The sequence below is a fragment of the Prosthecobacter fusiformis genome (assembly GCF_004364345.1).
GTDB lineage: Bacteria > Verrucomicrobiota > Verrucomicrobiia > Verrucomicrobiales > Verrucomicrobiaceae > Prosthecobacter > Prosthecobacter fusiformis.
Window position 1 is genome coordinate 1 of record NZ_SOCA01000016.1, and the last position, 13,603, is coordinate 13,603.

The 13,603-nt window shown below is 56.5% G+C and carries 8 protein-coding genes and 1 rRNA gene; 7 read left to right on the top strand and 2 right to left on the bottom strand.

What is annotated here, in order from left to right; all coding sequences use genetic code 11:
- Positions 1 to 191: 191 nt before the first annotated feature.
- Positions 192 to 307, top strand: a 5S ribosomal RNA gene (gene rrf, locus EI77_RS21910).
- 251 nt (positions 308 to 558) lie between these two features.
- Here the strand turns inward: rrf and priA are convergent.
- Entirely contained in the window at positions 559 to 2,994 is a 2,436-nt protein-coding gene (gene priA / locus EI77_RS21915) for a replication restart helicase PriA (RefSeq protein ID WP_133797457.1), read from the bottom strand.
- A gap of 451 nt (positions 2,995 to 3,445) precedes the next feature.
- On the opposite strand from priA, the gene EI77_RS21920 reads away from it, so the two are divergent.
- The 6 genes from EI77_RS21920 to EI77_RS21945 all read left to right on the top strand — a co-directional run bounded on the left by EI77_RS21920 (position 3,446) and on the right by EI77_RS21945 (position 12,442).
- The gene (locus tag EI77_RS21920; RefSeq protein ID WP_133797458.1) at positions 3,446 to 4,522 is read left to right on the top strand and encodes a zinc-binding metallopeptidase family protein; all 1,077 of its coding nucleotides are present in this window, start codon (positions 3,446 to 3,448) and stop codon (positions 4,520 to 4,522) included.
- A 338-nt stretch (positions 4,523 to 4,860) separates the two neighbouring features.
- Positions 4,861 to 7,146 (top strand): glycosyltransferase, encoded by a 2,286-nt coding sequence (locus EI77_RS21925; protein WP_133797459.1) that lies wholly within the window; start codon positions 4,861 to 4,863, stop codon positions 7,144 to 7,146.
- On the top strand, positions 7,143 to 8,609 hold the full coding sequence (locus EI77_RS21930; RefSeq protein WP_133797460.1) for a glycoside hydrolase family 130 protein: 1,467 nt from the start codon (positions 7,143 to 7,145) through the stop codon (positions 8,607 to 8,609). The genes EI77_RS21925 and EI77_RS21930 overlap by 4 nt, the downstream gene beginning before the upstream one ends.
- Before the next feature lie 178 nt (positions 8,610 to 8,787).
- The gene (gene thrS, locus EI77_RS21935) at positions 8,788 to 10,746 is read left to right on the top strand and encodes a threonine--tRNA ligase (RefSeq protein WP_133797461.1); all 1,959 of its coding nucleotides are present in this window, start codon (positions 8,788 to 8,790) and stop codon (positions 10,744 to 10,746) included.
- Between the two features lie 112 nt (positions 10,747 to 10,858).
- Positions 10,859 to 11,356 (top strand): low molecular weight protein-tyrosine-phosphatase, encoded by a 498-nt coding sequence (locus tag EI77_RS21940; RefSeq protein ID WP_133797462.1) that lies wholly within the window; start codon positions 10,859 to 10,861, stop codon positions 11,354 to 11,356.
- Between the two features lie 45 nt (positions 11,357 to 11,401).
- The gene (locus EI77_RS21945) at positions 11,402 to 12,442 is read left to right on the top strand and encodes a sugar ABC transporter substrate-binding protein (RefSeq protein ID WP_133797504.1); all 1,041 of its coding nucleotides are present in this window, start codon (positions 11,402 to 11,404) and stop codon (positions 12,440 to 12,442) included.
- A gap of 110 nt (positions 12,443 to 12,552) precedes the next feature.
- On the opposite strand, the gene gap is transcribed toward EI77_RS21945, so the two are convergent.
- A complete protein-coding gene (gene gap / locus EI77_RS21950) occupies positions 12,553 to 13,602 on the bottom strand; it encodes a type I glyceraldehyde-3-phosphate dehydrogenase (protein WP_133797463.1) in 1,050 nt (349 codons plus the stop codon).
- Between the last annotated feature and the right edge of the window lies 1 nt (position 13,603).

Below are 13,603 nucleotides of genomic sequence, written 5' to 3' on the forward strand. Positions count from 1 at the left end.
ATGTGTTCAGCTTAGAGATACTAATCATCCGTTTGTCTTACATTGCTTCCATTTCAAATCAGACACACCGTCTGCCTTGACCGAAATTGTTTTTTATCCTGTATGCAGTTGTCAGGGAACTTGGAGTTCCTTGCCTTCAGACACCTGACCAGTTCAAACAAGCGCAAGCTTGGATGACCTCTGATCAGAAGTCTGGTGGTCATGGCACAGTGGCACCACCCGTTCCCATTCCGAACACGGAAGTGAAACGCTGTTGCGCCGATGATAGTTGGGCGATAGGCCCTGCGAAAGTAGGTCGCTGCCAGTTTATACCCCCTCCTTCAGCAATGAAGCGAGGGGGTTTTTTATGCCCACACTTCAGAGGCAAATCACTGCTTTAATCACACCATTTGGATCAAGCTCCAAGTTCATCTAGCAGCCCAGATCACCCGGCAGCCAGACACACGGAAATCTTGGTCTCAATTCGGCTGCTTTTTCATGGTTGTGCAATATCTGAGCACGCGCCAAAGCCGTGTTGTTCAGGAACGTGATTTGGCTGTTTTTAACTGATCATGCGGGTTACCCCACATTCATCGGGTCCACATCCCAGCTCACATAGATATCAGCGGGGACTGTCAGACCATCCACCACACGCTTGATATGGGCACAGAGCACACGGATTTTCTCACTGCGCAGCAGTAATTGAAAGCGGTGCTGGCCGTGAGCCTTGGCTAGGGAAGCTGGAGTCGGTTCACCCATAATAGTGCCGGCGGGCAGCCCCTGCTCCAGGCGTTTATAAAGGGTCTGCAGGGTGAATTCTGCCTGCGTTTCGTGTTTTCCACGTGCGCTCACCAGCACCACATGAGTGTAAGGCGGATACTTGAAAGCTAGTCTGTGCTCCAGTTCCTGCAACGCATAACCATCGTAATCCGTGTGGCGGCTAAACTGGATGGCCGGGCTGTGCGGAGCGTGGGTCTGCACAAAGACCTCCCCTTTGACCTCCCCGCGGCCGGAGCGGCCAGCCACCTGGACCAGCAGCTGAAAAGTGCGTTCGGCAGCGCGGAAATCTGGAATGTTGAGGGCGGTATCCGCATTCAGTACGCCAACTAGAGTCACGTTGGGAAAATCCAGCCCTTTGGCGATCATCTGGGTGCCGATGAGGATGTCCAGCTTTTGGGCACGGAAGTCCTTCAGAGTATCCCGGAGCTGATTCTTCCGTTGCATCGTATCGGTATCCACGCGGGCCATCCGGGCCTGGGGGAAGACCTCGCGCACTGCCTGCTCCACCCGTTCTGTGCCAAAGCCGGCATACTTTAGCCCCGGTTCCTTGCAACTCGGGCACTTGCTGGGCGGCACCCGCCGGGCTCCGCAGATGTGGCAGACCAGCCGGTTATCCTTTTTATGCAGGGTCATCGGGATGGCGCATTCCTGGCACTGCACCGTCTCCCCGCATGCTACGCAGGACAGGCTGGTATTAAAGCCGCGCCGGTTCAGAAACAGGATCGTCTGTTCCTTTTTGGTCAGCCGGTCCTGGATGGCCATGCGCAGCCTCTGTGAAAGGATGCCCGTGTTGGTGAAGGACACTTCGGTGCCCTTGCGCCGCTCCAGCCGCATGTCCACGATGCGGATCAAGGGCATGGATTTGCCATCCGTCCGCCGGGTCATGTTCAGTAGTTCATACTTGCCCAGTGTGGCGTTTTGAAAAGACTCCAGGCTGGGAGTGGCGGAGCCTAGCAGCACCGCGCAGTGCTCGATCCTGCCTCGCACCACGGCTACATCCCGCGCATGGTATCGCGGTGCATCTTCCTGCTTATAAGACGGCTCATGCTCCTCATCCACGATGATAAGGCCCATGTTTTCCAAAGGTGCAAAAATGGCGCTGCGTGCTCCGATGACGATCTTTGCCCGGCCTTCATGTACCTTGAACCATTCATCATGCCGCTCCCCATCACTCAGGTGGCTGTGCAGCACGGCGATTGCGTCGGACTTTTCCGAAAAGCGTGCTTTGAAACGTTCGATCGTCTGCGGAGTCAGGCTGATTTCTGGCACCAACACAAGGGCTGTTTTGCCCATATCCAACACCTGTGCGATGGCTTGCAGATACACCTCTGTCTTGCCGCTGCCAGTTACCCCATGCAGCAGCAGGGTGGAGGGCGGGCGCTGCTCGGACGTGGAGCGCTCGGCCTGTCCCGCGATTGCTGCGATCTTACCGGCCTCGACTGATTCTCCAACGCTGGCAGCAGTGCCCGCCTCGCGGTGAATCGCCTTCATCACGGCTACATACGCCACCTGCTGCTCCTCCGTCAGTGTAAGCGGCTGGCTGGGAAGAAACTCCTCTGTTTGAAACGGATCCCGCTCCACCCTCACCTCACTGCGGGTGATCCAGCCCGCCTTCAGGAGCGGCTTGATGATGGCGGTGGCTCGGGGCAGCTCCCGGCGCAGCTCGCTGAGCGTGGCTTCCCCGCCGTTACTGCGCAGTTTCTCCAGGATGCGGGCCTGCATGGGCGCATTGGCGTGCATTTTTTCGAAGATGTCCGGCGGCGGTTCCTTGGCCAGTTTCAGATGGCTGTCAGTGAGAAAGGTTTCCGGTTTTTCCCGTACCGCCTGTGGCAGCATCGTCCTCAGCACCCGGTTCACCGGCACCACATAATAGTCGGAGATCCAGTGCGCCAGCTTCAGCAGTCCCGGGGTAAACATGGGGCGCGTGCCTACCAGCGAAGCGATTTCCTTCAGCCGCGCGTTGTAGCTGGAAGATTCCAAAAGCTCGATCACCACCGCTGCCACCCGTTGGTTTTGCAGCGGAACCATCACCCGCGTGCCTATGCCGATGTGCCGCTCCAGCTTCTCCGGTATGACGTAATCCAGCTCCAGTGCTGCAGCCGTCTCGATCTGCACCCGCGCGATGCGTTGCCCTTCCGCCAGGGCAGGGGAATGCTCTCCCTCTGCGCTAGGCATGCCCAGGTCAAAAAGCGACTGGGCAGCAGGTGGGGTGGAGTTGGCAGGTCGGTCGGACATTCGTAGCCTCTTTCTGAACCACGTTTCCGACGCGATTGCACGGAGGATGTTTGGGGGGAGTCGAGGTCTTGGAAATTTTCCAGGCTCCGCGAAGGTGTCATCATGCTTTTAACACCGCCCTTTCTGGCAGGCCGTGGCGTGAAGCGTGGCACCTTCTACAGTGCTTCCGACAAAAAACTGTGGACCAGATGCCTGGTGGAAAATGTATCATTTGTTAGGCGTCCAATAATACCGAACTCCATGCCGAGACCATCCCTTCCCCAACAACGACGGCAAGGCCTTGTGGAACAGGATAAATAATCGTCTCGATGTCAGTCTTTGGATGCCTAAATTAGCGGTGGAAAATGATTCGCATTGTTGGCATGGGGCAGGGCATCAACCAGTGCATGACAGACGATTAAAATGAGGCGAAGGGAAGGACTGTGACTTCACCTGGAGTTGCTTTTTTCTCATGCAAAGATTCACCTGCGCTTGTGGTCATATCCTTGTCTTCGGCAGTACGCATTGCCCGAAGTGTGACCACGATGTCGGTTATGACCCAGATCGCGGCGTCATGGTGCGGTTGGAGCCGAAAGGCGGCATGAAGCTCTGTGAAAACGGCGTCAAACACAAGGTGTGTAACTGGCTACTGTCCGCCGCCGCGCCGGAGAAACTATGCCTGGCCTGCCGGATGAACCGCACCATCCCCGACTTGAACTGGGGCCGCAATCTGATGCTCTGGGGCAAGATGGAGATGGCTAAACGGCGACTCATTTACACTCTTCGTCGCATCGGCATCACCCTGCCTTCAAAGGCGATGAATCCGAAAGCCGGCTTGGCTTTTGACATTGTCAGCACGCTGTCCAATCCCACGGTTACCACTGGCCATCTCAACGGCGTGATCACAGTGAATCTAGAGGAGGCAGACGATACCTATCGCCAGATCAACCGCCAGCAGCTGGGTGAAAACAGCCGCACCCTCCTTGGCCATTTCCGCCATGAGAGCGCCCACTACCTCTGGCAGCGTTTCCTCTCTGAACTGTCCTGGGAGGATCCACTGCGCATGGCCTTTCGTGAGCGTTTTGGGGATGAGTGGGTGGATTACGCCGTCGCCTTGGGAAATCATTATCAAAAGGGACCCGTCGCAGGGTGGGAGACCAGTTTCATCACTGGCTATGCAGCCTCACATCCCTGGGAAGACTGGGCGGAGACATGGGCGCATTATCTTCAGATCACCGACGGGCTGGAAACTTGCGAGAGCATGGGCATCCAGGTCAGGCACATGGCTCTGCCCCTCGTTATGCTGCCAGTAGAGGCCGGATTTCTTCCAACCATCCTCAAGCATGAACCCGCGGCCAATGACGAGTTCCTCGCCTGGTTGCAGCGGTGGATCTGCCTGTCCAAAGTTCTCAATGAAGTCTCCAATAGCATCGGCGAATCCGAACTTTACCCCTACGCCATTCCGGTGAAAGTCGCGCAAAAACTGAGACTTGCCCACCATTATGCGAAAGTTTGGGGGCTCGACAAGAGCAAGGGCACGAAGGTTTAGCAGCCCCGCCAAATCCGGGTGAAAGGTTGGCGCTGAAAACTGCTCTACGGCTCGGGTCCCTGTTTACAGAGGACATTATTTGGCGTATCGATCAACGTCCGACAAACAACCCCTGATTATATGGCCAAAGGCAACAACGCTCACAAAAAAGAAGTTAAAAAGCCGAAAAAGGAAAAGCCAAAGCCGGCACCAACGTCGCGCAAACCTTAAGCTCTGCTTATTCGGTAGGTGGGTTTTACAGAAAGTCCTTGAGCTGGGCGATGTGGGTTGAATACCCCATTGCTTAGCTCTCCTGACAGTGTAAGTGACGGTATGTTGCAGCACTTGAAAGGTTTCTCCTGAGCAGTTCTGCTCTCCCAGCTCGGATCGCTTTTTTAGGCGACTATTTGCCGAGGCTGTGCGGGATCGCCACATTCACGCATGATCTCTGTGAAGCGGTCAGTTCTGCCGCACCCGCAACGGAATGCTATACTGGGGCAGTTAATGACCGTGCCGAAGGATATAAGTATCCTCCACGTGTTCGATTTGAATTGCAGGAAAAGGATCTGGATTCCTACCGTCGCGCCGCTGACTACCTGAATTTTAACAACGCCGATGTGCTGTGTGTGCAGCATGAATTCGGCATCTATGGTGGCCCTGCGGGCAGCCATCTTCTGGCATTGCTCAAAGAGGTGCGTATGCCGGTAGTGACGACCCTGCATACGATTCTGAGTTCGCCAAATCCTGCTCAGCGCAAGGTCATGAATGAGCTCGTACAGCGCAGTGACCGCCTGGTGGTCATGGCCCGCAAAGGTGCGGAAATTTTGCGAGAAACGTATGCCGTACCGGAAGCCAAGATCGACATCATCCCACATGGCATTCCGGACATTCCTTTCATGGATTCCAGCCTTTCCAAGGCTCAGTTCGGAGTCGAAGGTCGTAAGGTACTCCTCACCTTTGGCCTGCTGGGGCCGGGCAAGGGCATCGAATACGCCATTGAAGCATTGCCGGAGATCGTCCGCCAGCATCCTAATGTGGTCTATCTCATCCTAGGGGCCACGCATCCGCATCTCATCGCCAAAGAGGGTGAGCGCTATCGCCTGAGCCTGGAGCGACTGGCTGAGGAACGCGGGGTGAAGGAGCACGTCATTTTTTACAACCGCTTTGTCTCCCCTGAAGACTTGACGGAATTCATCGGAGCCACTGACATTTATCTCACTCCGTATCTCAATGAGGCGCAGATCACCTCCGGCACGCTGGCTTACGTTTTTGGTGCCGGGAAGGCCGTCGTCTCCACGCCTTACTGGCATGCCCAGGAACTGCTGGCGGATGATCGCGGCAGCCTCGTCCCGTTTCATGATTCCGGAGCCATTGCAGGCGGTGTCTGCGCCTATTTTAACGATCCGGCACGACTGGAAAAAACGCGTGTTAAAGCTTATGAAATGGGCCGTGAGATGATCTGGCCTGCCGTGGCGAAGCGTTACATTGAGTCTTTTCAGCATGCACGTGCGGATCGTAAAACCGTTCCGCGTACAGCCTTTGCAGGTTGGACTCTGGGCAGTCGGCCCTATGCGCTGCCACCGCTTCGGCTGGACCACATCATCCACATGAGTGATGGCACTGGCATCTTTCAGCACGCCATTTACAACGTGCCGGATTTTCATCATGGCTACTGCACGGATGACACCGCTCGTGCCTTTATCCTGTGCAACCTTCTGGATGAATTGGGGGCAGAATCCGTCCATGAAAAACTGGAGGGTATGGCCACCACTTACCTGGCCTTTCTCGCCTCCGCCTTGAACAGGGATACGGGTCGCTTCCGTAATTTCATGAGCCATAGCCGCGTATGGCTGGAGGAAGCGGGCAGCGAGGATAGCCATGGTCGCGCCCTGTGGGCTCTGGGCATCGGTGCTGCCAGGTCCCGCAGTGAAGGTCGTCGGCGGTTGTCCGCGTATCTTTTTCAACATGGTCTTGCTGCCGTGGACGCCTTCACCTCACCACGGACGTGGGCATTCACTTTGTTAGGCCTCCATGAATACCTTCGCGAGTTTCCGTTGGATACTCTGGCCCTATCACTGCGTGCCGAGCTGACGGCCAGGCTGGTGATGTTATGGAAGGCCTATTCCACTGATGACTGGCCTTGGTTTGAAAACAGCGCCACTTATGACAATGCCCGCCTCAGCCAGGCACTCATCCTCAGCGGTCAGAACATCCCCGATGCGGAGGCCCTGGACATCGGCTTAAAGTCCCTGGGCTGGCTGGCATCCATCCAGAAAACTCAAGCGGGGCACTTCCGCCCCATCGGCAGCAATGGTTTTTATGTCAAAGACGGTGCCCGTGCAGACTTCGACCAGCAACCAGTGGAGGCACAGGCTATGGTGTCTGCCTGCCTGGAGGCATTCCGTGCCACCCAGGATGCCATTTGGGCGCGTGAGGCCAAACGTGCCTTTGAATGGTTCCTGGGCCGCAATGACCTGGGGCTCCCTCTTTATGACTCTGGCAATGGCGGCTGCTACGACGGTCTGCATAGCGACCGCGTGAATGAAAACCAGGGAGCGGAGTCTTCACTCGCCTTCCACCTGTCACTTGCTGAAATGAGTCACGCTGAATCCCTCAACGCTCTTTCCTACACTCCTCGCCCATGAATTCCCTTCGCATGCGTCGGCATGAAATCACTCTGCTGCCTGAAAGCGCGCGAGTTATCATCCGGCCTTTTATTTCTTCGGATGCCCAGCGCATCGCCACTGTCATTGGCCGCGCTCTGGCCCTGACGGAAGAGGAGGTCATCCAGGAACTGCAGGCTGTGCATGAGGAGTTCGATGCCCGACATTATGATATTGAAGAACCGCTGATGGATCATTACCACCGGGTGCAGGAGCACATCTTCACCCAGCGGCCCCTTTCACGTGAAAGGCAGTTGCTCATCGGTGCATTGTTCTCTGGGGAATATGCTCTGGAATCTGCTGCTCTATTCAATCCATCCATCGTGCCTCATCCCGATCAAAATGGTGTGGAGGTGGGTGGGCTGCGTTTCATCATGAGCCTGCGCGCCACTGGGGAAGGGCACATCTCCTCCATTGAGTTTCGCGATGGCCTCATTTCTCCGCAGGGAGACATCAGCTTCGCCGGAGTTTCACGGTACGTCACTGTGCCACAGGTGGTGACCAACCCCACGTACCGCAAAGACCGCTTTCTCATCAAGCTGAATGAAATGGGCTTTAACAACGAAAGCGCCACTGCCGTCATGAATCCGTTGGGGGAGCAGTTTTCTCGCACGGATCTCGCCACCTCTGTGGCGCGTATCCAATGCGAAACACAGTCCTCCAGTCATGATTGTCAGAGCACCTTGGAGTGTATCCAGTGGCTGGCGGATTCCAATTACGAGCTGCAGTTTTCGCCCAAGCTGGCCTTGAGTGAGCGCATCATCTTTCCGGTGTCTAAAAATGAAAGCAACGGCATCGAAGATGCGCGCTTTGTCCGCTTTACGGAAGATGACGGCACGGTCACTTACTGTGCTACATACACAGCCTATAATGGACGTGCCATCCTGCCTCAGCTTATTGAAACCCAGGATTTCCTGCACTTTCGCATTCTCACCCTGAATGGGAATGCGGTGCAAAATAAAGGCATGGCCCTTTTTCCCCGTCGCATCAATGGAAGGTACGCCATGCTGTCGCGTCAGGATGATGAAAATTTGTTCATCATGTTTTCTGATAACTCCCATTATTGGAATGACCCGCAGATGCTGCTGCGGCCCGCCGCCGCATGGGAATCCGTCAAGATCGGTAACTGCGGCTCCCCCATCGAAACGGAGGCAGGCTGGCTGGTGATTACCCATGGCGTCGGTGCCATGCGCAAGTACTGCATCGGCGCCGCCCTGCTGGACCTTCACGACCCCACTCGCGTTATCGGTCGCCTGAGTGCGCCCCTACTTAGCCCTGAGGGCCATGAGCGTGAAGGTTACGTGCCGAATGTCGTCTATAGCTGCGGCTCGCTCATCCATGGAAAGCAACTCTTCCTGCCCTATGCCATGAGCGACAAAGCCAGTGCCATCGCCAGCATTCCTGTGGAGACTATTCTTGCGGCCCTGCTGGCAGGTCAAAACTGAGAGAGTGCTGCCAAGCACCCTTGGGTTATCGTTGGCGGGCTATCAGCTCCATTTTTGTGACTTTCTTGAATGAAAAGTTAAGCTCAGCTGTGCCTCCGCCACGGGCTTCTACGTACACCTTCCTAAAATCTCATGTCGCAAATTTCGCGACATGCGCCAGACTGCCCACCCCTTTCCCATGTCAACCGAACGCAAGACCCTTGAAGAACGCGCCCAGATGTCCGACATCGAGCGCCTGCGCCACTCCTGTGCCCACATCATGGCCACAGCGATCCTGCGCCTGTGGCCGGACGCCCAGTTCGCCTACGGCCCGCCGATTGAAAACGGCTTTTATTACGACTTCAAGATGGCTCACCGTGTGACGCCGGATGATTTCGAGAAGATCGAAGCGGAGATGAAGAAGATTGCCAAGGAGAACCAAAAGTTCGAATGGAAGGGCGTCTCCCGTGATGAAGCCAAGGCCATGGCCGAAAGCGGCCGTCTCGGTGGACTTTCTGAGCGCCCTGGCAATCCGAGCGTCTTCAAGCTGGACCTCATTGATAAAATTCCAGAGGGCGAAGAAATCTCCTGCTTCCAGAACGGCGATTTCATTGACCTCTGCGCCGGCCCTCATGTCGGCTACAGCGGCAAGTGCAAAAACGTCAAGCTCACTTCCGTCTCGTCCTCCTTTTACCTGGGTGATGAGTCCAAAGGCCAGCTCCAGCGCCTCTACGGCACCGCCTTCCCAAGCAAGGAAGAACTGGACACGTACTTTGTGAACCTGGAAGAGGCCAAAAAGCGCGACCACCGCAAGCTGGGCAAGGAGCTGAAGCTTTTCCACATTGATGAAGACGTCGGCCAGGGCCTCATCCTGTGGACTCCCAACGGGGCAGTGCTGCGCCAGGAATTGCAAAACTTCATCGGCGAAGAGCTTCGGAAGCAGGGTTACAGCCAGGTCTTCACGCCGCATATCGGCAAGCTGGCACTTTATAAAACCAGCGGTCACTTTCCTTATTACAAAGATGCTCAGTTCCCGGCTATCGTTGAGCAAAACCAGCTTGAGCAGATCGCCCACGAAGGCTGTGGCTGCGCGGAAATGACCGCGCGACTGGATGCAGTCTCCGCCCAGTTTGCCAGCCAGCTCAACGAGCGTACTGGCACCGAGGTGATCGGTCCGGACCGCATCATGGATCCTGAAAAGTTGCTGGACGGTTTCCTCCTGAAACCGATGAACTGCCCGCACCACATCAAGATATTCGGCAGCCAGCCCCGCAGTTATCGCGACCTCCCGGTCCGCTTGGCGGAGTTCGGCACGGTTTATCGTTGGGAGCAGAGTGGTGAACTGAACGGACTCACCCGCGTTCGTGGTTTCACCCAGGATGACGCCCATCTTTTCTGCACCGAAGACCAAGTGGCTGCCGAGGTCCTCGGTTGCCTTAGCTTGGTCAAGATCGTTCTCAACACTCTGGGCATGACAGACTACCGCGTGCGTGTGGGCCTGCGTGATCCGGACAGCACCAAATTCACTGGCAATCCTGCCCAGTGGGATAAGGCCGAAGCCGCCTGCCGCGAAGCCGCCGCCACCCTAGGTGTGCCCTTCACTGAGGAGCCCGGGGAAGCCGCCTTCTACGGCCCGAAAATCGACTTCGTCATCAAGGACGTCATCGGCCGCGAATGGCAGCTTGGCACGGTGCAGGTGGACTATGTGCTGCCGGTCCGCTTCGATCTCAGCTATAACGGTCCTGATAACAAACCGCACCGCCCGGTGATGATTCACCGTGCTCCCTTCGGCAGCATGGAGCGTTTCTGTGGCGTGCTCATTGAGCACTTCGCCGGTCATTTCCCGACCTGGCTGGCTCCTGAGCAGGTACGCATCCTCACCATCAGTGAAAAGGTGGACGCCTTTGCCGATGAGATTTATGCCCAGCTCCGCGATGCCGGTCTGCGCGTGACGCTGAACAATGACGCTGACAAAATCGGTGCCAAGATCCGCAACGCCCAGCTCGACAAGGTCCCCTACATGCTCGTCCTCGGCGAGAAGGAAGCTGCCGCCAATAGCGTCGCCGTTCGCCATTCCAAGCGCGGCGACCTCGGTGTCAAATCCGTGGCCGATTTCCTTGCCGACGTGACTGCCGAAGTGAAGGAACGGAAGCTGTAAAACAAGTGATGCGTGCACCCCTGCCTGCCATCATCTGGCGGGCAGAGGTAACTCGTCACTTTTCTGTCGCTTGAGCTTGGATCCCGTGTGATGCAAGTGTCACGCTTCCGCCATGTCCCCCTCTCCGTCTTTTAAACTCCTCTTCGTCTGCCTCGGCAACATTTGCCGGTCGCCAGCGGCGGAGGGAGTGATGCGCCGGGTCATCACGGAGGCAGGTTTAGGTGATTTGGTGCACATTGATTCCGCAGGCACGGCCGGCTGGCACACGGGCAAGAGAGCGGACCAGCGGATGATGGTTGCTGCCACAGCGCGGGGTTTTGAGCTCACCAGTTTTGCCAGGCAAGTGCGAGATACGGACCTGGGTGAATACGATCTCATCCTTGTGATGGACCAGAGCAATCACCAGGATCTGCGCGCCTTTGACCGGGAAAGCCTGCATGGGACTAAAGTGCGGCTGTTTTGCGAATTTTGCAGTCGCCATGAAGAGACGGAGGTGCCGGATCCATACTATGGCGGTCCAGATGGTTTTGAAAAGGTGCTGGACCTACTGGAAGATGGCTGCGCAGGGGTGTTGAAGCATGTCCAGATGGCCGTGGCCTCGGTGAAGTGATTTGTGCTCGCCATCGGCAGCGAGATTGACTAAACCATGCCTGTCATGAATGCCCGCATCGCCCTGGTTCTTCTCTCCTGTATCCTCAGTATTGCCTCGGGCTTGGTCATTTCACGTGGGAAAGGGAGTCCGGAAGCCCGACGAGAAGGATTGGTCATCGGCCTCAGCATGGACACACTGAAGGAAGAGCGCTGGATCGGTGATCGCGACCTGTTTTTAGCCAAAGCAAAGGAGCTGGGTGCGGAGGTGCTGGTGGAATCTGCCAACAGTGATGACACCCGCCAACTCCGGGATGTTGAGAGCCTCATTACACGCGGCGTGGATGCCCTCGTCATCATCCCTCACAATGGTGCCGCCATGGCCCGCGCGGTGGAGATGGCCCACGCCGAAGGCATCCCCGTGCTGTCTTATGACCGGCTGATCACCGGTGCTGAGACAGATCTGTACATCACCTTTGATAACGTCAAGGTGGGGGAAGCTCAGGCCCAATTCATCGCAGACCGTCTGCCTGCCCAGGGAAAACTGCGGCTTATCCGCATCTATGGCGCGAAGACGGATAACAACGCAGTGCTGTTTAAACAAGGCCAGGACAACATCCTCCATCCTCTCATTGAATCCGGTCGCATCGAAGTCGTCTTCGAGGACTGGGCGGAGGACTGGAAGCCGGAGAATGCCAAGAAAATCACCAACGCAGCCATCACCAAAGCCGGGCAGGGGATCGATGCCATCCTGGCCAGCAATGACGGTACCGCAGGTGGCGCCATCCAGGCCTTGATCGAGGAAGGTCTTGCGGGCAAGGTCATCGTCACAGGCCAGGATGCGGATCTGGCTGGGTGCCAGCGCATCGTCGCCGGCACGCAGACGATGACGGTTTACAAGCCTCTCACCCTCCTGGCCACCCAAGCGGCGGCGCTGGCGGTCAAGCTGGCATCCGGTCGGCCAATCATCGCTCAGGAAGTGAGTGACAATGGCAAGGTCCAGGTGCCCTCCGTGTTTCTGCCCATCATCGCGGTGACCAAGGAGAATCTGCGCGAGACCGTCGTGAAGGATGGTTTCCGCGCGGAGAAGGATGTTTACGGAAAGTAAAAGTATCCGCCCATCTCTGTCCGCACTCAGGCCTCATGCGGGCCAAAGAAAACGGGCCGAACTCTTGCGAGTCGGCCCGTTAAAATGAACAGGAACTGTTTCTTTCGAAATTACAGGCCTTTGCTGACGATGTACTTCACAAGGTCAACGACGCGGTTGGAGTAACCCCACTCGTTGTCATACCAGCTTACCAGCTTGAAGAACTTGCTGTTAAGCTCAATGCCGGAACCAGCGTCAAAGATGGAGCTGTGCTGGTCGTGGATGAAGTCGGTGCTGACCACTTCGTCCTTTGTCCAGTTCAGGATGCCTTTGAGGTAGGTTTCGCTGGCCTTCTTCATGGCGGCGGAGATCTCAGCATAGCTGGTTTCCTTCTCAGTCTTGACGGTGAGGTCAACGACGGAGACGGTTGGGGTTGGCACGCGGAAGGACATGCCGGTCAGCTTGCCTTTCACTTCTGGAATGGCCAGACCGACAGCCTTGGCTGCGCCAGTGCCGCTCGGGATGATGTTGATGGCAGCAGAGCGGCCACCTTTCCAATCCTTGGCGCTTGGGCCGTCCACAGTCTTCTGTGTGGCGGTGTAGCTGTGGATGGTGGTCATGAGGCCTTCGGCGACGCCGAAACCTTCTTTCAGCAGCACGTGCACGACCGGAGCCAGGCAGTTCGTGGTGCAGGAAGCGTTGGAGATGACGTGGTGGTTGGCCGGATCATACTTCTCATGGTTCACGCCCATGACGATGGTGATGTCCTCTTCCTTGCCAGGAGCGGAAATGATGACCTTCTTGGCACCGGCGTCGATATGACCCTGAGCCTTGCTGCGTTCAGTGAAGAGGCCGGTGGATTCGATGACGATGTCCACGCCGAGTTCTTTCCAAGGCAGGGCGGATGGGCCTGCACGGACGGCTAGGCACTTGATTTCGTGACCGTCAACAACAAGGATGTCGTCTTCAGCGAGGTCTGGGCTGGACTTCTTGGAGGACACTTCTTCCTTGGCCTTGCCCTGGGTGGAGTCATACTTCACCAAGTAAGCAAGGTTGTCCGCAGGCACGAGGTCGTTGACGGCGACGACTTCGATCTCCTTGCCCAGGAGGCCCTGATCACAGATTGCGCGAAAAACGAGGCGGCCGATGCGCCCGAAACCATTGATGCCGATTTTGACCATT